The sequence below is a fragment of the Helicobacter pametensis ATCC 51478 genome (assembly GCF_000518225.1).
Lineage (GTDB): Bacteria > Campylobacterota > Campylobacteria > Campylobacterales > Helicobacteraceae > Helicobacter_G > Helicobacter_G pametensis.
In genome coordinates this window covers 39,656-60,157 of the sequence record NZ_JADE01000008.1, presented here as the reverse complement: position 1 = coordinate 60,157, position 20,502 = coordinate 39,656, and the positions used below count along the sequence as shown (strand labels likewise).

24 protein-coding genes are annotated in these 20,502 nt (G+C 40.0%); 5 read left to right on the top strand and 19 right to left on the bottom strand.

The window, feature by feature from the left end; translation table 11 throughout:
* The first annotated feature begins 172 nt into the window (after positions 1 to 172).
* Both T391_RS0102305 and T391_RS07700 read left to right on the top strand, forming a co-directional pair.
* Positions 173 to 871, top strand: coding sequence for an endonuclease (locus tag T391_RS0102305; RefSeq protein WP_027326982.1), 699 nt, complete (start codon positions 173 to 175; stop codon positions 869 to 871).
* A gap of 46 nt (positions 872 to 917) precedes the next feature.
* The gene (locus T391_RS07700) at positions 918 to 1,646 is read left to right on the top strand and encodes a toxin-antitoxin system YwqK family antitoxin (protein ID WP_051420543.1); all 729 of its coding nucleotides are present in this window, start codon (positions 918 to 920) and stop codon (positions 1,644 to 1,646) included.
* A 9-nt stretch (positions 1,647 to 1,655) separates the two neighbouring features.
* On the opposite strand, the gene wecB is transcribed toward T391_RS07700, so the two are convergent.
* Together wecB and T391_RS0102290 are read right to left on the bottom strand one after the other, a co-directional pair.
* Positions 1,656 to 2,690, bottom strand: coding sequence for a non-hydrolyzing UDP-N-acetylglucosamine 2-epimerase (gene wecB, locus T391_RS0102295; RefSeq protein WP_027326981.1), 1,035 nt, complete (start codon positions 2,688 to 2,690; stop codon positions 1,656 to 1,658).
* Positions 2,691 to 2,692: 2 nt separating this feature from the next.
* Positions 2,693 to 3,040 (bottom strand): transcriptional repressor, encoded by a 348-nt coding sequence (locus tag T391_RS0102290; RefSeq protein ID WP_027326980.1) that lies wholly within the window; start codon positions 3,038 to 3,040, stop codon positions 2,693 to 2,695.
* 102 nt (positions 3,041 to 3,142) lie between these two features.
* Here T391_RS0102290 and T391_RS07695 point away from each other — a divergent pair, with 102 nt between their 5' ends.
* The 3 genes from T391_RS07695 to T391_RS0102275 are packed head-to-tail and all read left to right on the top strand — an operon-like array spanning position 3,143 to position 5,512.
* Positions 3,143 to 3,976, top strand: coding sequence for a metal ABC transporter solute-binding protein, Zn/Mn family (locus T391_RS07695; protein ID WP_034583533.1), 834 nt, complete (start codon positions 3,143 to 3,145; stop codon positions 3,974 to 3,976).
* Positions 3,973 to 4,668: a metal ABC transporter ATP-binding protein gene (locus tag T391_RS07690; RefSeq protein WP_051420541.1), complete on the top strand. Its 696-nt coding sequence runs from the start codon at positions 3,973 to 3,975 to the stop codon at positions 4,666 to 4,668. Before T391_RS07695 ends, T391_RS07690 begins: the two co-directional genes overlap by 4 nt.
* A complete protein-coding gene (locus tag T391_RS0102275) occupies positions 4,661 to 5,512 on the top strand; it encodes a metal ABC transporter permease (protein WP_233709529.1) in 852 nt (283 codons plus the stop codon). The genes T391_RS07690 and T391_RS0102275 overlap by 8 nt, the downstream gene beginning before the upstream one ends.
* On the opposite strand, the gene T391_RS0102270 is transcribed toward T391_RS0102275, so the two are convergent.
* The 17 genes from T391_RS0102270 to T391_RS0102185 form a co-directional block, all read right to left on the bottom strand.
* Entirely contained in the window at positions 5,446 to 6,606 is a 1,161-nt protein-coding gene (locus tag T391_RS0102270) for a glycosyltransferase family protein (RefSeq protein WP_027326978.1), read from the bottom strand. The genes T391_RS0102275 and T391_RS0102270 overlap by 67 nt on opposite strands.
* Entirely contained in the window at positions 6,575 to 8,581 is a 2,007-nt protein-coding gene (locus tag T391_RS07685) for a hypothetical protein (RefSeq protein ID WP_051420540.1), read from the bottom strand. Before T391_RS07685 ends, T391_RS0102270 begins: the two co-directional genes overlap by 32 nt.
* Positions 8,574 to 9,341 (bottom strand): rod shape-determining protein MreC, encoded by a 768-nt coding sequence (mreC, locus tag T391_RS0102260; RefSeq protein ID WP_027326977.1) that lies wholly within the window; start codon positions 9,339 to 9,341, stop codon positions 8,574 to 8,576. The genes T391_RS07685 and mreC overlap by 8 nt, the downstream gene beginning before the upstream one ends.
* Positions 9,341 to 10,378, bottom strand: coding sequence for a rod shape-determining protein (locus T391_RS0102255; RefSeq protein WP_027326976.1), 1,038 nt, complete (start codon positions 10,376 to 10,378; stop codon positions 9,341 to 9,343). Before T391_RS0102255 ends, mreC begins: the two co-directional genes overlap by 1 nt.
* Positions 10,375 to 11,670, bottom strand: a complete 1,296-nt coding sequence (gene clpX / locus T391_RS07680) for an ATP-dependent protease ATP-binding subunit ClpX (RefSeq protein WP_051420550.1) — start codon at positions 11,668 to 11,670, stop codon at positions 10,375 to 10,377. The genes T391_RS0102255 and clpX overlap by 4 nt, the downstream gene beginning before the upstream one ends.
* A 7-nt stretch (positions 11,671 to 11,677) precedes the next feature.
* Positions 11,678 to 12,487: an acyl-ACP--UDP-N-acetylglucosamine O-acyltransferase gene (gene lpxA / locus T391_RS0102245; RefSeq protein WP_027326975.1), complete on the bottom strand. Its 810-nt coding sequence runs from the start codon at positions 12,485 to 12,487 to the stop codon at positions 11,678 to 11,680.
* A gap of 1 nt (position 12,488) precedes the next feature.
* On the bottom strand, positions 12,489 to 12,941 hold the full coding sequence (gene fabZ, locus T391_RS0102240) for a 3-hydroxyacyl-ACP dehydratase FabZ (RefSeq protein WP_027326974.1): 453 nt from the start codon (positions 12,939 to 12,941) through the stop codon (positions 12,489 to 12,491).
* A 174-nt stretch (positions 12,942 to 13,115) separates the two neighbouring features.
* Complete coding sequence (locus T391_RS07675) at positions 13,116 to 14,198, bottom strand: HP0729 family protein (RefSeq protein ID WP_051420539.1); 1,083 nt, start codon at positions 14,196 to 14,198, stop codon at positions 13,116 to 13,118.
* Positions 14,199 to 14,526: 328 nt separating this feature from the next.
* Positions 14,527 to 15,711 carry a DUF445 domain-containing protein gene (locus T391_RS0102225; RefSeq protein ID WP_027326972.1) on the bottom strand — a complete coding sequence of 395 codons (1,185 nt, stop codon included), beginning with the start codon at positions 15,709 to 15,711 and terminating at the stop codon, positions 14,527 to 14,529.
* A 69-nt stretch (positions 15,712 to 15,780) separates the two neighbouring features.
* The gene (locus T391_RS0102220; protein WP_027326971.1) at positions 15,781 to 16,596 is read right to left on the bottom strand and encodes a hypothetical protein; all 816 of its coding nucleotides are present in this window, start codon (positions 16,594 to 16,596) and stop codon (positions 15,781 to 15,783) included.
* Positions 16,597 to 16,606: 10 nt separating this feature from the next.
* Positions 16,607 to 17,020, bottom strand: a complete 414-nt coding sequence (locus tag T391_RS0102215; RefSeq protein WP_027326970.1) for a hypothetical protein — start codon at positions 17,018 to 17,020, stop codon at positions 16,607 to 16,609.
* The gene (locus tag T391_RS0102210) at positions 17,017 to 17,733 is read right to left on the bottom strand and encodes a GTPase domain-containing protein (protein ID WP_156923053.1); all 717 of its coding nucleotides are present in this window, start codon (positions 17,731 to 17,733) and stop codon (positions 17,017 to 17,019) included. Before T391_RS0102210 ends, T391_RS0102215 begins: the two co-directional genes overlap by 4 nt.
* Positions 17,734 to 17,750: 17 nt before the next feature.
* Positions 17,751 to 18,623: a helix-turn-helix transcriptional regulator gene (locus tag T391_RS0102205; protein ID WP_034583530.1), complete on the bottom strand. Its 873-nt coding sequence runs from the start codon at positions 18,621 to 18,623 to the stop codon at positions 17,751 to 17,753.
* A gap of 61 nt (positions 18,624 to 18,684) precedes the next feature.
* Positions 18,685 to 18,912, bottom strand: coding sequence for a hypothetical protein (locus T391_RS0102200; RefSeq protein ID WP_027326967.1), 228 nt, complete (start codon positions 18,910 to 18,912; stop codon positions 18,685 to 18,687).
* Positions 18,913 to 18,921: 9 nt separating this feature from the next.
* Positions 18,922 to 19,188 (bottom strand): hypothetical protein, encoded by a 267-nt coding sequence (locus T391_RS0102195; RefSeq protein WP_027326966.1) that lies wholly within the window; start codon positions 19,186 to 19,188, stop codon positions 18,922 to 18,924.
* Positions 19,160 to 19,336: a hypothetical protein gene (locus T391_RS08570; RefSeq protein WP_156923052.1), complete on the bottom strand. Its 177-nt coding sequence runs from the start codon at positions 19,334 to 19,336 to the stop codon at positions 19,160 to 19,162. The genes T391_RS0102195 and T391_RS08570 overlap by 29 nt, the downstream gene beginning before the upstream one ends.
* A gap of 55 nt (positions 19,337 to 19,391) precedes the next feature.
* Complete coding sequence (locus T391_RS0102185) at positions 19,392 to 20,489, bottom strand: epoxyqueuosine reductase QueH (protein ID WP_027326965.1); 1,098 nt, start codon at positions 20,487 to 20,489, stop codon at positions 19,392 to 19,394.
* Positions 20,490 to 20,502: the final 13 nt, after the last annotated feature.

The following is a 20,502-nucleotide window of genomic DNA, read 5'->3' as shown; positions in this document are numbered from 1 at the left end:
CAACACCCCAAAACTTTCATTGGAATTGTATTGTTTTTTTTATTTACCATGTTTGCACGAATTTAAATCCATTTTTGGACAAATGTTTTGGAGACAGGGGATGCCAGAGATATTTTGACTTTGGCACTAGATATAATTTCACCTTTTGCATTTTTTACTCCCAAGGATTTCTATGTCCCAAATCTTACTCTGTATGCTCTTGTTTGCTGCATTGCTTCATGCACATCCACCCAAAAACTTTCAAGAGGCCAAAAGAAGACTAAAAGATGTGTTTTTGGATCTTGGGGAGAAGTATATGAAGACTTTTTATTGCCAAGTGCCTTTTGACATCATTAGAGGAAAATACATCTTACACAAAAGCCCCAACTACACTCCACGCAACCCACTGACCAAAAAAGGCAAACCCAACCAAAGAGCGACAAGAGTGGAGATTGAGCATATTATGCCTGCTGAAAATTTTGGGCGACATTTGCCCTGCTGGAAAAAGGGCGGAAGAAAAGCTTGTCAAAAAGATCCCAAATTTCGCTCAATGGAATCAGATCTACATATCCTTTTCCCAAGTGTGGGGGAGATCAATGGGGATCGAAGTAATTTCAGATATTCAGAAGCTCCCAAAGGATTGGAGTTCAGCCAATATGGAAACTGCAAAGTCTATACCAATTTCAAAGAGAGGAGATTCTATCCCGCAGATTATTCCAAAGGCTACATCGCAAGAAGCTATCTATATATGAGCAAAAAATACAATATCCCTCTATCCAAGCAAGAGAGAGCACTCATTGAGGCGTGGAATAAGCTCTATCCCATGGGAGAACTTGAAGAGGAGATTAGAGAAGAGATCGAGGATGAAATGGGCGAGGAGTTTGTGTATTAATCTTTTAGTAAAATAATTTTTAGTAATTGTCAAATCAAGGAATAAAATGGACAAATGGTTAAAAAATAGACTAGTCGATTTGTTTTACATTGCACTAGCGGAGTTCATCTTGATGCCACTTGCAAGACTATTAAAATCTAAACTACTTTCAACAAAACAACATATAGACTCAAAAGATGAAAATTACATTCGAACCTATTATGCAAGTGGAGCTATTGAATTTGAGGCTCCGCTACAAAATGGAGAGATTTATGGAATTGCAAAACGCTATTATGAAAGTGGAGAATTATGGAGCAAAGTTTTTATTGTAGAAAATCTAGAAGATGGTATAGAAAAGCAATATTACAAAAATGGCAAACTACAATCAAAAACTCCCTACAAAAAGGGAATAAAAAATGGGATAGGTAAGCTCTATCACGAAAATGGAAAACTTGAAGCAATAATCCCTCTAAAGAATGGAAAAATTCGTGGGACAGTTAGGGGATATCACGAAAATGGAAAACTTCTAATGAAAGTACCAATTAAAAATGAAATGCTAAATGGTATTATGAGCATATACGATACAGACGGCATCCTCATACTAGAAATTCCGTATGTAGACGAAAAAAGAGAGGGGATCATGACGAAATATAAAATGGGAGAGATACAAGCAATAGTTGAATTTAAAAATGATCAGGCTGTTGCTGGATTATTTAAAAACGGGACATTTATTACAAAAACACATCTACACAAACTTACAAAAAATCATGATTTAATTATGGAGTTTTGTCCATAAAGTCACCCATTAGAAACTCCCCAAAATCCTCTCCACACTTCTTCCATCCCCATACAAGCCACTAGGTGTGCTAAACCCCCCTAGCGATTGATAAGCCTCAAGCACTCCTTGACTTCCCAACAATTCACACGCATCATTTTCTACAAGTTCGACCCACTCGCTCACTTCTCTCAAAACAAGACATTTTTTCTTCGCAAAATATGCTTCTTTTTGCAATCCACCGCTATCTGTAAAGACACACTGACAATGCTCAAGCAACCAAAGAGTTTGCAAATACCCCTGAGGAGGGACAAACAAGATTGAACTAGGGAGAGTGAGATCAAACTCCTCTATCCTTTTTTGTGTGCGTGGATGGATGGGGAAAATGATAGGAATCCTCTCTGCCACCTCACCCAAGCCCTCAAGCAAAAATCTTAGCCTCTCTCTATCATCTACATTGCTTTGGCGATGGAGTGTGCAGAGGATGAATTCTTCTGGGATTCTCACTCCTTGAGGGGCTTGAGACCTAGGCAAAAAGTGCAAAAAGCTATCTAGCATCACATCCCCACTGATGATCACTTCTCCTTTGATGTTTTCTCTCACAAGATTTTCATACGCTTCTATCGTTGGAGCAAACAAAAGATCTGCCATTTGATCAGTGATGATTCGATTTCGCTCTTCAGGCATCCCAAGATCCCCACTTCTAAGACCTGCTTCGATATGCGCAAGTCTCATTCCCTTATCCTTGGCAAAAAGACTTCCAGCAAGTGTAGAAGTCGTATCTCCATACACAAGAACACAATCAAAGTTCTTTGCCTCAAGATTTTTATGCATTTGAGCAAGCATAGAGCTAAGCTGAAGCAAGGAATCTCTCTCTCTTATTTCTAGCAAGAGATCGGGCTTTTTTATCTCAAGCTCTTTGAAAAATATCTCACTCATTGAGGTGTCAAAATGCTGTCCAGTGTGGAGCAAAACCTCTTCTATCCCATGCTCTTTGAGCCTTTTTTGAATCACAGAATGCTTGATAAACTGAGGCCTAGCTCCAAGGATTGTCAAGATTCTCACACTCATTCCTCATCACATTTTTGACACACACCCTTGACTAGCACACTTTTGATTTTCCCATCTAGTTTTGGCATCTGTATATTTTGAAACTCATGACACACCTCACATACAAAATAAGCCCTCACTCGATCAGCAAGCTCATAAAATCCCTTGCGATCCAGTTCAGTTTTCACCACAATCCCCTCTTTTTCAAAAAGCTCCATATTGCGATAAAAGGTGGTTTTGTTGGCATCAAGAGAAAAAGATTCGAAACTCAAGGGAGCTCTAGCACGCGCAAGAATTTCTATCATCTGCACTCTCAAATCACTCACGCTGATTCCGTGATCTTGAAGAAGTTTGCGTGCATTCATCAAGCCCAAATCCTTTTTTATTTTAATTTTATCACTTCTATTATGCAACTTAGTTGCATCTGCTAAAATAACTATTTCATTATCCCACACCAAGGAAAAACTATGAAAAAGCTTCAAGCTATCTTTTTTGCATTCTTTGCTTGGACACTTGGCTTTCTTTATGCCAAACCTCTCATCTCTGTGAGCATCCCTCCTCAAGCTTACTTTCTCAAACAAATCGCTGGTGACACAGTGGAGATTCACACCCTGATCCCCCAAGGAGCAGATCCTCATACTTTTGAGTTCAAACCTCAAATGATCCTAGATCTTCAAAAGAGTGATTTGTATTTGACGATGGGATTGGAGTTTGAACACATCTGGATTCCCAAACTCAAAAACAATCTTGCACACACCCAGATCCTCTCCATCGCCCCAATCACAAAAGACCCTCACACTCACAAGCATTCCCATCATCTCCACCATCACAACCCACACACTTGGCTCAGCCCAATGCTAGTCAAAGATATCGCACACAAGATCACTCAAATCCTTATCTCTCATTATCCCCAACACAAAGCACTTTATGAACACAATCTAAATGCTTTTCTTGAGCAGATCAATGCTTTGCATCAAAACATTACAAACCAGCTCAAATCTCTCAAAAATCGCACATTTATCACCTATCATCCAGCATGGGGACACTTCGCCAAAGAATTCCAACTCAAAGAAATCTCAATCGAATTTGAAGGCAAAGAGCCCACACCTCAGATCCTAGCCCAAACCCTCAAAGCCATCAAAACACATCACATCAAAGTCATCTTTGTACAAAATGGTTTCTCCACACAGGCTGCCTCTACTCTTGCCAAACAAACAGGGGCTAGTATTTGGATCACAAACCCCCTAGCTTATGACTGGGAGCAAGAGATGCTTCATTTCGCACAAGGCTTGATTCAATGATTTCTATTTGCAATCTAAGCTTTACCTACAATCACCAAGAAGTGCTCTCCAATCTCTCACTAGAGTATGATTGCTCGCAGTTTCTGGGAATCATTGGCAATAATGGTGGTGGAAAATCAACTCTGATCAAACTCATCCTAGGCTTGATCCAAGATCCTACCCACGCCATCCACAAAGACATCTCTCCCGCACAAATAGGCTATGTCCCACAACACATCACAGGCAATCCCAATTTCCCAATCTGTGTCTTTGATCTTGTTTTGATGGGATGCACACGCCCCTTTGGACTCTACACCCAAGCAGACAAACAACGCACTCAAGAGATCCTACATGAACTCAATCTTGCTCATCTTGCCCATCAAAACTTCAATGCCCTTAGCGGAGGACAGAAGCAAAAAGTATTGATTGCTAGAGCTTTGTGTGCTGATTCTAAGCTTTTGATTTTGGATGAGCCCACTGCACACATTGACACCCACTCAACCCTTGAGATCTTTTCCTTGCTTTCTACTCTGCATTCCCAAGGCAGGGGAATCATTGTCGTCTGCCATGATCTTGAACTCTTGCTGACTTATGCCACGCATATTGCTCATCTTCAAACAACTCTTTCACTCTTTGAGATTCCACGCCAAAGAGAAGAATTACTCCAAGAATTTGGATGCAAACACCACATCAAAGGAAATTGTGATGCTTGAACAACTGCTAGCTCTTCTTGAAATGCCCTTTATCCACAATGCGCTCCTCTCCATCATCCCCCTAAGCATTGCTTGTGGAATCCTAGGATCACTGATCATCATCAACCGCCTCTCTTATGTCGCTGGGGGACTTACTCATGGAGCCTATGGGGGGATTGGGATTGGAGCATATTTTGGGATTCCTATCCTTATGAGTGCGATGATCTTCTCACTTGGATTGGCTTTGCTTGTGGCCTACCTCATCAGGCACCATAGGCATGCGAGTGATAATTTTATCGGTGCTATTTGGGCTTTTGGAATGGCACTTGGAATCCTCCTCATCCAGTCTAGCTCTGGTTATCAAGCTGATATGATGGGCTATCTATTTGGCAATATTTTGGTGCTTTCAAATTTCAATCTTTGGATGATGTGGGGATTGGCTTGTCTATTTTTGGTTGCTGTTATTGGACTTTATCCCCAAATCCAAGCTCTCAGCTATGATGAGGATTTTGCCAAAACTAGGGGCATTAGAAGTGGGGGGTTGTTTTATCTTCTTATTTTGATGATTGCCTCATGTGTTGTGATCACGATGCAAGCTGTGGGGCTGATCCTTGTGATCGCACTTCTAAGTATCCCCACTTTTATCGCCCAAGGATTAAGCAAAACACTCAAAGGTATGATGGGATTCTCTGTGTTGTTTAATCTACTTTTTTGTCTAATAGGACTTTTGGGGAGCTTCTTGCTCAATCTATCAAGTGGAGCAAGCATTGTGATGGTGAGTGTTTTGGGATTTGGGATTTATCTTGGAATAAAGTGGCTATTGGATCCCAAAAGATCGCGCAAAAGCCCTAAGATTTTGCCCTGATTTTGTGCATTATTCAAAAGTTTTGAAGCTCCAAAGGATCGTAGTTTGTATTCTTTCACATCTTCTTCACTCAAAGCATTGATACACTCAATCATCGCTTCAAGTGAAAAATCACGCGATACCCTCCCTAGATCATAGTCTGCAATCAAATCTTTGACATCAGGATTGGGTGTGCTAACAAGCATCAAAGATGATCCAATATATTCAAAGACCTTGTTGGGGATTGTGCCAAGGAGATTATAAGTCTTTGGAGGCATATAGTAAAGTCCGATATCAAACTGATTCCCAAAAGGAATGATCTCCTCAAATTTCACAGGCTGATGCAAGAAGATCTTCTGTCCTCTATCCCATCTTGTTTTGATCATCTGCTCAATCTTGGCTCTATAATGTGATTCACCTCCCACAAGCACCAAATGCAACTCAAAGCACTCCTCCAACCCATCACTCAAACACACCACATCTTCAATGCTACGATTGGATGAGAGGGCTCCATGATAAAGAATGCGGATGGATGACTTCACTTCAGATGGGGGCAAATCATAAAAATAGGGCCAAGAAGGATAATACACAGGAGAGATTCCAAACTCTTGGGCATAGCGCTTCACAAAACTAGGTGAAACACTTAGCACACAATCAGCCTGAGGCAAATACTCTCTACACAAATCAGTATAAAAACGCTTAAAAAGCAGATTCCATCGAAAATCTGAAGTTATCCATTCTGGAAAATACTCTTGAGCATCAAAAATCACTTTGGCATTCTTTTTGTATTTGAGTGCGATGGGCAATAGTGGCAAATCAAAACAAATAATGGCATCAAAGCTCTGAGATTGAAGCAATGGAACAATTTCTAGACGATTTTTTGTCCAGATAAGTTTCTCCCATTTGGAACACAAGACATCCATATAGAGTTTCATCTCTTGCCAGAAATTGCGCTTTTGATAGCTTGAGAAACTAAACATTTTCACCCCCTCACACACCCCACTTCCAATCCCTATCGCATAGAGCTCAAAGCACTCTCTCAGATTCTCAATCATTCTCCTTGGACGAGGATTGCTTGAAGGATCAGAGGCGGTGAGAATAAGAATCTTGTCCATTCAAGCATTCCAAAAAACTCTCAACCCCCATCTCTTCTCTATTTTGGTTATAGCGTGCAAGCCCCCCCATAATCTCATCGATTAAAGCCTGCTTTTGTCCAGATCCAAGCCCAAGTAAATAGCGTGCTTTCTCTCTATAATCCTCTTCATCCACAGCCATCGTTTTCCATTCTTGCTTGATCTTACTTGGATCTTTGGCAAGCACCAAAGATAGCTTACCTTTGGCCACATATTCGATCCGACTTTCTCCCTGCTCCATAGGGAAACTATCTAGCCATAGGTCAAGAATATGTCCATAAATCGCACTATCAACATAGCCACAGAAATAAAATCTCTTCATAAACTCTTCATACCCCTCCCCCAAAATCTCTTCAAGCTTACTTTGAATCTCTTTGATATTTCCACTCCCACAAGCCAAATATATAGTATCTGGGAACTCCTGCATCAAGGAAACAATCATACGCAAATAAGGCAAGCTATCAATCTTGGTTAGTCGTCCGATTGTCCCTATGATTTGTTTGTCTTTGGGGTATTTGGCACGATGATGATTGATGATCTCCTGAGGCACATAGGGATCATAAAATTCTCTATCCATCACTACGGGTACCCCAACAAACTCATAGCCCTCATGCCTCAAAGAAGTCGCATTGCCACAGATATGTGTCATCTTAGAATCAAGATAGGGCAAGTTATAGACAAAATTGCCATGCGACCAGAAGATCTGCTTTTTTGCACTACGCACAGCAAGAAGAAAATCACTGATTCCATAGCCATTATTGGGACTAATCAAGATATCAACACCATCTTTTTTCATCTCTTCATTTAAACGCAATGCTTTGTGCAGATGTGAGTTATAAAACCCTTCTTGATTGCACTCTGCCCCCACATCAAAAATCTCAATCCCCAATCCACGATAGTTTTGCATCGCAGCTTCAGAGTTATCTGACTTTTCAAGCAAACTCATCAGATAAATCTTAATCGTATAGACTTGGCTAAATTTTGGATGAGCAAGAATTTGCTTCAAAAAGCTGTATTCGACCTTGTAGGGAGAATTCTCCACAATCCGATCTCTCAAGATTCCAATCACGCGCTTAGGTTTTGGAGTAGATTCTGATACACAAGCTAGATGATGCTCTCTGCCAAACTCTTCATACCGCCTAGATGCCACCAAGTCAATCTCATCACAAAAGCTTCTCCATTGATCTTGAGATGCATAGCTATTGCCACACATATGATAGATGAAAAACTGCATATACATCGCATGATCGAGATGTTCGCTTTGAGGGGATTTAAGATAGGCATAAAACAACTCTCTCCACAGCGGATAAAGCTCAAGCCATGAGCGATGATTAAAAAAACTTGTGATGTTCCAAAAGCAATGAAGCTGCCAATTTAGTATCGATCTTGCGCGCATGATGGGCAAACTCATACAATACTCAAGAGCAAGAATCTCACGCATACTTTCCAAAAATAACTCCATGCTAATTCCCATCTTGGGAAATGCCTCACGGATAAATTCTGAAGCACGCCCCATGGGTCCAAGATGCATCTGTAAATGACTAATGCCTTGGATATATCTTTGGATTCCTTTTTTGGATTCTCCACTCAAAATCCATCCCAAGACTTCTAACTCCAAGAGCATCAGATTCTCAATATCACTCAATCCTTCTTGCAAAAAATACTCTTGAGCCGTTTTGATAAACACCTCTAGCTCATTACTACTATCTACCCCCTCAATGGGTGCAAACACCAAATAAGTTGCCAAATAAAAACTCTCCCCCACATCCCCATTTTTGAGCACAAGAGTAAGCAATCTCTCTCTTAAAGTCTGAGCTACTTGCAAATAATCTTGAGGGGATTGCACATAAGCTCTCTCAAAATCACCAATCTCATAACTCAATAATGACTTGAGCAAAACTTCTAGATCACTCTTGTATTGACACTTCTGCAACCCTTCTTTCAATCGATCAATCATCCTTACTCCTATCCAACAACCACATATAGCCCAATCCATAATTCTTAGCATAGGGCTCAATCTCTGCGCTCAAAAAACCATTTTTCTCATGGATCTTGATTACTTTCCCTACGGGAATCTCTGCAAAAAATACATCATCCATCCCATTGGTCACTACCTCATCCCCCACATTGATCTCACTTCCCAAGGGGATAAAATCAATCAAAATTTGATGATTTTTACCTCTGATGATTCCCAAAGAGCGCGACTTGCCAATGAATACACCATAAGAGCACAACGAATCTCCATTGAGATAGCCCACCATACGCTCATGATCTGTCATTTTGGCTACACCCACTACATAACCACCACTTACCAATCCATACAATCTCCCCTCTTCTCCCTCATAATCTGTAAGCCAAACACGATCATAATTCCCCACTTCTACATAAGAAATCGAGCGAATTGGAGTGAATTGCGAGGATGTAAAAGAAGGAAGATTATAAAACCTCAGAATCTGCTCAAGCTCAGAGCGTAACTCATCTCGTTCAAACCTAATTTGTGTAGCATCATGGACTTGCTCTCTTAGCTCTTCAATGGTTGCAGCTTGATCAAAATAAGTCTGATAGGATTGCACAAGCCACTCTTGAGTGTCAAAAACTGCCCCCTTGACCCGATCTCCGATCGCCAAAACCCCACCGCGAAGCATATGATCAACTTTAAAAAAAACAAATAACCCCACCAAAAATAAAACAAAGAAGAAGAGAGGTTTGGATTTCATTACTCAAAACTCAACTGCTCCAAAAGATCCATCTCCTCAATCGCCTTGCTTGTTCCTTTGGCCACACACAATAGAGGTTCCTCAGCCACAAAAACAGGAAGCTTAACAAGATCTGAAAGGTATTTATCAAGCCCTCGTATTAGAGCTCCTCCTCCAGTCAAAACCACTCCATTCTCAACGATATCTCCTGCCAAATCAGGTGGCATAGATTCCAAAACGCTTTTGAGTGAATTTCCAATCTCTTTAAGCTGAGATTTGATCGCTTCTCTGACATCCTCACTTGTGAGTTCAATGGTATTGAGCAATCCACTCACCTGATCTTTTCCTTTTACCTGCATTCTAAGAGGCTGATCAAGCGAGATGGCTGCTCCAATACCGATCTTGATCTCCTCACCAGTCCTCTCTCCAATATAAAGATTATAGTTGGCTCTGACATACTCAACAATCGCTGTATCAAGCTTATCTCCAGCAACCCTCAAAGATTTAGCAATCACAAGTCCACCCAATGAAATCACGCCAATCTCTGTTGTCCCCCCTCCGATATCTACCACCAAACTTCCCCTAGGATCACGCACAGGCAAGCCAGCACCAATCGCTGCTGCCATTGGCTCCTCGATCAAAAACACTTCTCTAGCTCCGGCACTCATAGCTGATTCTCGCACTGCTTTACGCTCAACTCCTGTCAAACCATAAGGCACGCAAACCATAATCCTTGGGCGCATCAGAGACTTTCTTTTGTGAGCCTTTTCCACAAAATAACGAATCATTTTTTCTGTCATATCAAAATCTGCAATCACTCCATCTTTCATAGGTCTAAGTGCATAGATGCCCCCTGGTGTTTTACCCACCATATCTTTTGCATCACTTCCCACAGCAAGCAACTTACCTCTCGTCCCATAACGATCATTTTGGACTGCGATGATGGAGGGCTCATTGATGATAATCCCCTGACCCCTAACAGAAACAACAGTATTGGCTGTCCCCAAATCTATGGCAATATCATGAGAAAAAATCCCAATAAAACGATCTAGTATCATTTGTGCTCCTTTTTGATTTCTGCATCTTGATTTTTCGTTGCTTCAAATACTGCCTTGATGTCTTCAAGAGAACAAGGAAAAATGGCTTGATCTCTGACTTCCTTGGCTCCCACAACATACCCCATCTCTTTCTGCTGTGGCAAATCAAACATCACAGGATTCAATAACCCCTCCAAAATACTTCTCAAACCCCTAGCACCCGTCTTGCGCTCAAGTGCAAGGCTAGCAATCTCCTCAAGTGCTCCATGAGTGAAGAGAAGCTTAGCACCATCCATATCAAAGAGTTTTTGATATTGCTTGATCAATGCATTTTTGGGTTCACTCAAAATCCGAATCATTGCCTCTTGAGAGATTTTTTCTAAAGTCACCACAACAGGCAAGCGCCCAATCAACTCTGGAATCAACCCATACCCCACCAAATCATCAGGCTCAACTTGTGCTAGTAAGCTTGACTCATCTATTTCATCTTTGTTTTGCTGATTGAATCCTAGAGTCTTGCCACTCACACGGCGCTTGATGATCTCCTCCATCCCATCAAATGCCCCTCCACACAAGAATAAAATATTGCTTGTATCAATCTGGATAAAATCTTGATGAGGATGCTTGCGTCCTCCTTTTGGAGGGACATTGACGACACTACCCTCGATGATTTTGAGTAATGCTTGCTGCACACCCTCCCCAGATACATCGCGCGTAATTGAGCGATTTTCTGAAAGTCTAGAAATCTTATCAATCTCATCAATAAACACAATCCCCCTCTGTGCCCTCTCCACATCTCCATCTGATGCTTGAAGCAAACGAGTTAGGATATTCTCTACATCTTCCCCCACATATCCTGCCTCAGTCAAACTTGTCGCATCACAGATTGCTATAGGCACTCCCAAAGTCTTGGCCAAAGTCTGTGCCATCAGTGTTTTTCCACTCCCTGTCGGTCCAATAAAAAGCACATTGGACTTATTGATCTCAACATCTCTATACTCACCCTCATACTCCCCCATATAAACACGCTTATAGTGATTATAAACCGCCACACTCAATACCTTCTTGGCATTTTCTTGTCCGATCACATACTCATCCAACGCTGCCTTTAGTTCGCTAGGTGTAGGTAGCTCTTCGACTACCTCTGAGGGCTTATCCCATTCTTGAGTTTGCTCCAAATCAGAATCAAGGATTTGATTGATCGCTGCGATGCAATGCGCACAAATACAAGCATTTTGATGTGAAATAGCCTCATCGCTCAAAATCACAGACTCTCTAGGCTGAGGCTTACCACAAAAACTACACGGATACATAGGGGGGTTATTCACTGCTTTTTCCTTTCTTAAGAGGGATTCCACGCTCAGATTCCAAAATAAAATGACAAATCTTGGAAAGCACAGGATGTGATTGGCACTGATCTAATTCTGCTCTTGCTAGCTCTTTGAGCGGTGAAGTGCGGGCAAAGAGACGCCTATATAATGCCGAAATCTCATCAATCGTTTCAGAATCAAAGAGTTTGCGCATACGATGCTTATTGAGTCCTCGAATGACTGCGCGATTACCCTCAAGCATACAATAGGGTGGGGCATCTTGACTGAGTGCTGATGCTCCAGCGATCATCGCACCATCACCGATTCTGACAAATTGATGCACAGGGGTAAGTCCCCCGATATTGACATAGTTTCCAATCTCAATATGCCCAGCCAAAGTGGCATTATTTGCCAAAATACAATGATCTCCGATGATGCAATCATGAGCCACATGCACATAAGCCATCAAAAGATTTTGATTCCCAATGATTGTTTTACCACCTCCACCTTCAGTCCCTGGGTTGAGTGTGGTGAATTCTCTGATGAGATTCTCATCCCCGATGATCAACTCTGATTTTTCTCCAGCATATTTGAGATCTTGTGGAGGAACACCCACAGCTGCCCCTGTGAAGATTTTGTTGTTTTTCCCTATTTTTGTGTAGCCAGTGATGGTGGCGTGATTGTAGATCACACTTCCCTCACCGATCTCTACATTCTCTCCAATCACACAAAAATCCCCTATCTCTACATTCTCTCCAATCACTGCCCCCTCACTGATCACTGCTGTTTTTGCTATTTTTGCACTTGCAGAAATACTCATATCAATCCTCCGCATCAGCCACCATGGCCTTAAGTTCTGCCTGCGCCACAAGCTTATCATCTACATAGGCATAAGCCTGTAGCTGCCAAATCGCTCCTTTTTGTTTCAAAACTTCAACTTGGTATTCTAGACGATCTCCTGGAGTGACAGGAATGCGGAATTTCACTTGATCAATCGTCATAAAATACACAATCTTTCCCTCTGCCAAAGAAAAATCTTCTCCAAACATACTCATAAAAGCCAAGATTCCTCCAGCTTGTGCCATCCCCTCTACAATCATTACTCCAGGATAGATTGGCTTTTGAGGAAAATGACCCAAGAAGATCTCTTCATTGATGGTGACATTTTTGTAGGCTTTGATCCTCTGATTGAGTTCCAACTCAAGCACACGATCAACAAGTAGCATAGGATAACGATGAGGCAAAATCTTTTTAATCATATTTACATCTAGCATAAAACAACCTTGAAAAAACTTTTGAAGGGATTATTCTACTAAAACTAATCAAAGAAAGATTGTCTTGTGCCAGCTAAAGAATCTTGGTGACAAAAATACAACTGATTTAGAAATCCATACTTCAATCCATCTAATAGACATCCTTAGAGCATTACAAGCTAAGGCAATGTCAAATCAAGTTTCACTCAAAGCCAATCTTCCATCCAAAAAATCAAAAATCACACGATTTTTGCCGATTCCCAACACACTATTTCTAAGCTTACAAATCCCTTCAAAGGATGTTTTCTCGCCATGGGCGGCCTCATTGCGAATCTTTTGCACAATTGAGAGATTACGAAAGATTCCAGAAATCATCCATTTGAGATTATTGTTTTCTATACCTTGAGAGATAAGAGGATTGTGGAGCAAAAACTTATATGTCCCTAGATTTGGACGAAATTCCCCAAGATCTGCAACACTATATTTTCTGCCCTGCACTTCAAATAAGATCTCTAAAATCTCCCCATCATCTTTGGCCAAAAAGAAAAAAAGAATTTTGAAAAACAAATAAGCCTCCATCTCCACAGCTTTGCCGTATTTGATCGCCACACCACTAAAATCATAGAGCTTATCTTCTTTGTTTTTCTCAAATTCCATTTCTGCAAAAACCAAGTTTTCCAAGCTTTCAGGATGGAGGTGATATCCCGCTTCTCCAAAGACATAAGAGAGTAGATTATTTTTGGTATTGAGAAATTCTTGGGATTTGTAGATATTGGGATAAAAAAGTTCATCACTTGCAAAGTAATCAATCTCATTTTTCATCGCTATTCTGAGAGGATAACGATAAGAATTTCCATAAATCGCATAAGTGTGATTCCCATAATCAGGGGTTGTAAAATTTGCAAGAAACAAATCTCGAATCTTCTCAAAATCTTTATGCACCAGCTCAATGATATCCACGATCACAAACCAAGCCTCGACATTTAATCCTTTGTCTTGATAATAACTTGGAGCAAGAGATGGATCGATGTCATCTTTTATGTTCATTACCTTGGCCACAAAAAGAGAAGAATAATCTGTCAGAAAAAGCTGGAGTGGAAAAGAGCAAGATGTGCTAGCCAAAGCCTTCCAATCGATCTCGTTTGCAGATGATAGAGAAGCAAGGGGGGATTTGATCTTTCCAAATCCTACTGCCCCCCTGTCTTTAAGCACAGCGATATGTAAGTCAATCACATCTTTTTGATAATAAGGGTTAAAAAGGACAAGAAGATTTTGCATGAGCTTCCCTTGGATTTTTTAGAGAAAATTGTAGGGTATTTACCAAGAATCCCCATCCTTTCTTTTTAGATTGGATAGCTATTTGAAAAGATTGAAAATACTATCTAGGATTTCTTTTGGATTTGATTTGGGATTGAAGCTAGTGTTTTTGATAATCAAAGGTATCTTGCATCTAGAACATATCCTTGGCATGATCAGACACCCTTCGGTATGGCTCTCTTTTCTCTTGCACTGAGGACATTCATATCTGATGCGTTTAGGGATCATCTTTTCTCCTTTTGTTTTTGATATTACACCTAAGAGAAAAGACAGGTTATGTCGCCCTATCTCAAGAAAAAAATCTCTCAATCCCATAAATTACTCCACCAATGATCCCGCCCACAACCATGCCATTGATGCGGATAAACTGCAAATCTTTCCCCACCTCAAGCTCAAGCTTTTGGCTGATCTCTTGAGCATTCCAAGACTTGATTGTGCCCTCGATAAATCCTGCGATCTCATCGCTATAATCCCCCACGATATTGACGATCTTGGTTTTGATCCATCGCTCTGTGACAGCAAGTTTGCGAGTGTCATTGATAAAGCTTGTAAGTGTTCTTTTGGCGATATCAGCAAGAGTAGTGGAGATGATTTTATTCTCTTGGATATGTTCTAAAATTGCTGTTAGGATTTTCACACTCATATCTGAGCTTAAAGCTCCTTCGATTTTAGCATTGACAGAATCCATCGTGTTTTGATCGTGAAAGAGTTTGTGGATATAGTCCTGCAATGCTTTTTTGAGCTGGATAAGCTCTTGGGTATTAGGATTTTTGAGTTTATTGATATATTCCTCGATTCCATTGATAACCTTATCGTCATAGCTTGTCAGAAAGCTCACAATTTTGTTCCCCCAAGAATCTCCTACAAGCTCATCTCTAAGCTTACTTTTAAGTCCTTGAAATTTCTCATCAACAATCCTTACAATCTCTTGAACAATCTCATCATAAGATGCACTATTTTGGATGGACTGGAGAGCTTCACCAATCAATCTAGAGAAATTGACTTTCTCTAAAAATCTAAGATTTTTCTCTTCATTCTTGACTTGTTCGCATAGAGTGGGGATCTTGGATTCTAAAGCTTGGGCGATAGAATCTAGGGAAAAGGATGTGCTTCTACCCTCAATGAAGCTTTCTATGATTTTTCTAAGACTGAGTTTTTCTAAAAATGTGGATTTGCGCAAGTTTTCTTTGCTAAAAAACTCACTTTTGATAAATTGTCCTAAATTTTTGGCTATGGCATCTTTACTCTTAGGGATGATAGCTGTGTGGGGGATAGGAAGCCCTAGAGGGTGCCTAAAAAGTGCTACCACAGCAAACCAATCAGCGATCCCCCCTACAAGAGCTGCCTCACTTATGGCTTTTAGCCATGGAAGATCTAGTGCATGGGAAAGATAGAGCAATCCTCCTGCTACAAAGAGTAGAGAGGTGGTGAGGAGCTTTATTTTTTGAAGTTTTTGGATTTTGTCGTTATTCATATTTTCTCCTAGTTTCTTTAAGAAGCACAGTTTATGCTAGGAGAATGACAAGATATGTCAAAACTTCTATTAAAAAATAACTTTTAACAGATAATGCAACTTGTTTTCTTTGTCTTGAATTCTGTTAATTTTTGCCTTAATTTCAGGAATAAAGGAAAGACCTTTTCCTACAATATTAATACCTCCTTTGATTTTTGCAATAAATTCTTTCTTTTCTTTGTGAAAATCTTCAAAAACAAAATTGATTTCAATTTCTTTCTTGTTTGTTTCTTCATGAGTCAAATAGTCATTTATTGCTTTGGTTACAGATGAAGAGAAACCTTTAATATTGATATTATTTTGTGCGATATACCTTCTTAGCTGCTCTCTACTCTTTTTCTTTCCACTCAAAACAGTTCTTATTTTACCCTGCGTCTTGATTCCTTGATCTTTTTGTGTTTGATTTTCTGCATTTATTCCCAGATTCGCATAATTTCTTTTTGCAGAATCTGAATTACCTCCTGAAAGTTTTGCAGAGATTTCTCCTGACTGCCCTCCATTAGTCTTCTCTGACTTTAAAAAAGACCAAGAAAGAATAATCTCTTTAGCTCCCATATCTTCAAAAATACATTGCAGCAGTTCAAGCTCCTTCAAAACATAAACTATTTCATAATGTTCAGCAACAAAATATGCTTGGTGCAAAAAAGGAGCTTTTTTTACAAAAATGACTTCTTCCTCTTTGGGTTCATAAACCACTGTTTTTGCACAAGAATCCAAATCATGCAAAACAATTTCAGCACTCTGTTCTATTATCCTAATATCTCCAAAAAGCTCCTCTCTTAGTTTCGGATGTTCTCTCAGCTCATACTTATGTCTTGGTGAGCAAATCACCATAAGGTCTTTCATCATCTCTCCTCTATTTAAAAAAATAACAAGCAATAATCAATACAAAAAACAATCCAAAAACAAATATTTTTTTATTGTTTTGTTTTTTTTGAAAAGCTTTCTTTAGCTCCAGATATCTAGAAAATGGAATTTCCAATCGGGCAAAAGTTTTTTCAATCTCTTCTTCAGAGGTATTTTTGTCCCACACAATGGTAACTGGTCTTATCCTATTGAAAATATCACGAATAGGATGAAAAACAAAACAAAGATTTTTATCACTCACTTTTAAAAGCTTTTCACTGTGTCCCAATTTAATTTGTCTTGTGGTGGCATAAATCTCACTAAAAATCCAATCTCTTTTTTTCTGATCGCATTCTACAACCCCATCGCATACCGCTATAGAATTTTCGCTTGTATCAATTGGTTGCATGGTCGCTAAGATCATTGATATTTCTCCTGCATTACTTGCAAAAGCTCGATGCAAATTTTTTTGATCTCATCTTTGTTTTGTGCATTAATAATATATGTCTTAACACCAAAGTCTCTTTGTATTTTTTCTTCTAGTTCTACTTTTTGTTGTTCTGTTGCAAATTTATCAGCATGTGTACCAATAGCATAAAATAAAACTTGCTCTTTTTCACATTCTTCCTTATATGCTTGTAGTCCAAACGAGTAGTTCTTTTCATCCTCAAATCTTTCAGCATTAAAAACATACAAAAAGACTTTTAAGGCATCAGATTTGAAAAACTCCTCTCTCACGCCCTCGTTTTCTTTCTTTTGACTTTCGCTACTGCTAACATCTATCATTTGCATAATCTTGAAATCACTGGCCTCATCCTTAAATGCCTCACGAATATCTACCTTTTCATGCTCCGGAGTAGCAGTCTCATGCTTCTTTCCAGATAATGTAGAAATAATTGTTGATTTTCCAACACCCATTTCTCCATGCAACAAAAAAACAACTTCTTTTTTCGAAAAATAATCCCATGCCAACTTTGCCGCACCAGCAACCAAAACACCAGCACCAGCAACCACAACAAACCGCGCCACATTTATCTCCTTATACTCCACATTTATCTCCTTATATTTAAATAGTTGGATTATATCCAACATGCTCCATTGAGGGAAAGACCAAGTTAGCAAAATCAAAAGTTTCAATAAAAAATCTTTATTCTCTAATTCATCATCCCCAAATACCCCTCCATCCTCTCTCTTAGTCGTTCCTTGAGACTCTCAGGAGAGAGGATGAAGATATGAGGTATCCACTGCTGAATGATTCTCAAAATCTCCTCATCATAACTTGACTGCGTGATGATCTCCATCCCACTCTCATCTTTGTTCAGAATCTTTTGATTGGGCAAGATTCTACGCTTTTCAAAATACGGCATCGCATACTTATCGATAAATAGTGTGATTTCATTTTTACTTGCAGAAAGAAATGCATATCGATTGGCTTCAATCTCTTCAAGCAATCCTTGATCTAGCTCAAATCCCTCATCTTGAAGCGCTAGATTCTTGATCTTCTCAAGAGCAAAAGTCTTGATATCCTCCCCATCCACACCAAGCAAATACCATCTTCCAAGATAATGCACAAGCTTATAGGGCTTGATGTCCCTTGATTTTTGATGATAATGGAAAAAGATTTTTCTCCGATTCAAAATCGCCACTTGGAGTCTTTCAAACTCTTGAGCTTGAATTTTTTCAAAATTTGCTGGATGGATGAGAAGAGAGGTATTGAGATTGGGGTTGAACAAATCCTGCAGGGTTCTGCTCTCAAGATTGGGGAAAAGCTCCTCAATCCCACACAACTTCAAAAACTCTCTCAAATCCTCAAACCCCACACTTCCCAAAGCATAAGAGGCCAAGGAAATCTTTCCATTCTTCTTTTCGATAGGAAGAAATGAAAGCCTTTGGATGTCTCTCTGTATCGTGCGTATATCTACTCCAAACTCACTAGCAAGCTCACTGACACTCAATAACTCCCCACTATTAAGTTTTGAAATAGTATGCACCAAACGCAGCGCAAGCCTATCGTGATCTTTACTCATAAAAACCCTTTTGTTTTTGATAAGTATAACCCATTGATTCTAGATCGCATTTGTGCCAAATCTAGCTCAAACTACCTTCATCAGGAGATTTTCTATCCTTCTTTATTTGTTTTTTGGTCATTTGCGATTGTTCTTTGCTCACATCTTCCTCATCGATCCACTCATCAAACAGATCCAAAACCCCATACTCTTCCCCCTTCTTGGCTCTTTTTTCTTGCACTATCTCCCCCAGCGTATAGGCAGCAACACCTAAAGCCACGCCACCCAATGCTTTAAGGATTGTTTTCATTTTTCCCTCTTAGAAAATTTTTCTAGCAAACAATATAATTTTGGTGATCCAGCTCACATTGTTCCAATTTTGTCGTTTGATCTCCTCAGGTATATGCTCTACTTTTGCGATATACTCAAGCCTACCTCCACAGAAGAAGCATCCCACCCCAGCAGAACTCAGTCTCTCAGAGTAGATGCTGATATTGCATCTCTGACACTCAAGCAGATAGACCTTAGGAGATATTCTTCTAACTTTCAAGGCTTTATTAGAATCTTTTGTCAAGGTTTTGACCATCTACGATTCCTTCAAGTGCTTCGCTTACAAAATCCCCCAATCCATACTCGCTATCATCTCTTTCTTGGCGTATCTTTTGAATCATTTCTCCAAGTTTATAGCCCACTACACCGATTGCAACACCAATCATCAAATCTGAAAAATTCATTTTGTTCTCCTTGTTTTGAATTTCAAGGAGAAATTTAATGGAGAGAAATGACAGGTTATGTCATTTTGATTTCGATTACCTCAAAAACCCTCTCTTCCTGAAACACACTATTGATCTCTAGTCTCATATCCCCCTCTAGCTCTTTTTGGATGATCACGATGGGTATCAGACTATGAGCTGGAGCGATCTGTGATCTTAGATGCAATTCATCTTGATAATGGAGAGGATTTTTGCACAGCTCTTCCACACTCTGATAATCTACATGCAGCAAAGCATTTAAGCCCTCCAATGTCAAAAACACACTATCATCCCTCCGACTATACCCCACTCTCCCAATCTCTGGGACATCGATCCACAATAGCTGACCCAATCGCACTGATTTTTTACTACAAGAATGTGCCAAGATATAGCTGGGTATCACTCCATCCGCACCGCTCACTTTTGCGCTCAGACATCGCCAAATCAGCTGAGTTTGCTGAGTAAGAATATAAGGTTTATTGTGTTTTTCTAGCTCATCGCGTTTGGCAAAAACAGCATTGCGGTATTCGATACTTCCAGGCATCACTTGTCCTGAAACTGGAGAGATAAACTCTAGTGGGAATCTCCCTTGTTTTTCTCGCTGTTTTTGAAGTGCGAATTTGCATCCGCAATAATTTTGACGATAGAGATTATCTTTTTTGCTGAGTTCATTTTGTTTTTGCGTCCCGCCATTGCTTCTGACATCAATCTTGACAAAATCAAGTCCAAAATCTTGTGCGATTTTGTCCCCTTGGGCAAACAACACTTGCTGTGTCTTCATCGGAGAAGATAGCAGTGTGGTTGTGAAAGTTTTCTGACCTAGTGTTTGAGCCATTTTCGCACTCTCTATCAATCTCACATCAAAGCACACACTACACCGCTCGCCCTTTTCTGGCTCATCTTCCAGTCCCCTGACAGACTGCGTCCAATCCGCATCATCATATTTCCCTTCATGTAGTTCCACTCCAAGCATCTCGCAACTCCGTCTCACATCCAAAAGTCTCAGATCATGCTCTGATTTGGGATGGATATTGGGATTATAAAAAAACCCGATCATCTTCTCTTCTGGATAGACTTTTTGTAGTTCGCTCAAGAAATAATGACTATCTACACTGCAACAAATATGAACAAGCATCGCTCAATCCTTT